2 protein-coding genes are annotated in these 1,673 nt (G+C 29.0%); both read left to right on the top strand.

The features are described from left to right. The first annotated feature begins 123 nt into the window (after positions 1-123). Complete coding sequence (locus tag KGF50_RS21365) at positions 124-813, top strand: ABC transporter ATP-binding protein (RefSeq protein WP_227849926.1); 690 nt, start codon at positions 124-126, stop codon at positions 811-813. Next, positions 800-1,510, top strand: a complete 711-nt coding sequence (locus tag KGF50_RS21360) for a hypothetical protein (RefSeq protein ID WP_227849925.1) — start codon at positions 800-802, stop codon at positions 1,508-1,510. The genes KGF50_RS21365 and KGF50_RS21360 overlap by 14 nt, the downstream gene beginning before the upstream one ends. Positions 1,511-1,673 lie beyond the last annotated feature (163 nt).

Genomic DNA, 1,673 nt, shown 5'->3' with positions numbered 1-1,673 from the left:
TAACAGTACTGTGAGGATTAGAAAGGGGTTTACGTGATAATATTTAAGTAACAAATCAGTAAACATGAAATTTTAATATACAATTAAAAAATATATAAAATAAAGTAAGAGGGAGATATGATTATGAAAATACTGGAGACTAATAATTTAAAAAAACATTATGGAAAAGGTGAAAATATAGTAAAAGCTTTAGATGGAATAAATATAAGTATAAATAGAGGAGAGTTTGTCGCTATAGTAGGGACATCAGGAAGTGGAAAAAGTACATTGTTACATATGATAGGGGGACTTGATAGAGCAAGTGATGGGAAGGTAATTGTTGAAAATAATGATATATTTGCTATGAATGATGAAGAACTTACAATATTTAGAAGACGTAATGTAGGGTTTATATTTCAAAATTATAACTTAGTTCCAATATTAAATGTTTATGAAAATATAGTATTACCTATAGAGCTTGATGGATGTAAAATAGATACTAAATATATAGATGAGATAATAGAAGTTTTAGGGCTAAGTCAAAAAGTGGATGACCTACCAAACAATCTATCAGGAGGACAGCAACAGAGAGTAGCTATCGCAAGAGCTTTAGCAACAAAACCATCGATAATATTAGCTGATGAACCAACAGGGAATCTAGATAGCAAAACAGAACAAGATGTGTTAGGACTTTTAAAAGTTACTAGTAGTAAGTTTAGCCAAACTATAATTATGATAACTCATAATGAACAAATTGCTCAAATGGCTGATAGAATTATAAGGATTGAAGATGGAAAAGTTGTAAATAGAGGTGAGAACAATGTTACAAAATAACAATAAGGAAATTATAAAAAAATTAAGTAATAGAAGTTTTAAAACGAATAAAATGAGAAATCTAATTTCAGTTCTTGCAATAGTATTAACTACAGTTTTGTTTACCTCATTGTTTACAGTAGGATATAGTATGTTAGAAGCTTTTAATAACTATCAAGCTATGGAATACGGGACAAAAAGTCATGCTCAATTTCAAGATTTAAGTAATAGACAGATTGAAATTATAAGAAAAGATAGTTCAGTAGACAAAAACAGTATTGGAATAGTAAAAAACATAGCAAGTTTAAAAAATCCAGAATTTTCAACGCAGGCAGTGAATTTAACAGTTTATGATGAAAAAAGCCTTGAAAGTGCTGTAAATGTAGAGATGATTGAAGGAAGTTTACCGAAAAATAATAATGAAATAGTCATGCCTACAAAGATATTAGATATGTTAGATGTACCTCATAAAATAGGTGCTGAAGTAAAACTAATAGTACCAAAAACTAAAGATGGAGTACCGACTAATGAAAAAGAAACATTCAAATTTAAACTAGTTGGATATTTTGAGTATAAAACAGCTACAGCAATACCTCTTCATGATGTATTTACAAGTGAAGCCTTCTATGATAATTACAAAAAAACAAATGAAGTAGCTCCTACAAGTGTATCCTTTAATTTTTTCAATGATAAAGATTTGCAGTCTAAATTTGATTAAAAAATAACTACGCACACTCGTGACTTTAGTCGTGAGTTAGTAGCTAAAGTAGTCAGCATATAGGGAAACTTATATGTAGAGATAGAATAGAACCTATCCAATACTACTTGAATTGCTGGAAACCCCTAAAGCTAACCAAACTAAAACATAAGGATGAAATAAA

This window comes from Clostridioides sp. ZZV15-6598 (assembly GCF_020657705.1).
GTDB classification, from domain to species: domain Bacteria; phylum Bacillota; class Clostridia; order Peptostreptococcales; family Peptostreptococcaceae; genus Clostridioides; species Clostridioides difficile_F.
The sequence above is the reverse complement of the archived record's forward strand: the minus strand, read 5'-3'. Positions and strand labels throughout refer to the sequence as shown.

Excerpts from the sequence above, each read along its gene's own strand:
- KGF50_RS21360 (WP_227849925.1), top strand. The coding sequence starts at position 800 with ATGTTACAAAATAACAATAAGGAAATTATAAAAAAATTAAGTAATAGA.
- KGF50_RS21365 (WP_227849926.1), top strand. The coding sequence starts at position 124 with ATGAAAATACTGGAGACTAATAATTTAAAAAAACATTATGGAAAAGGT.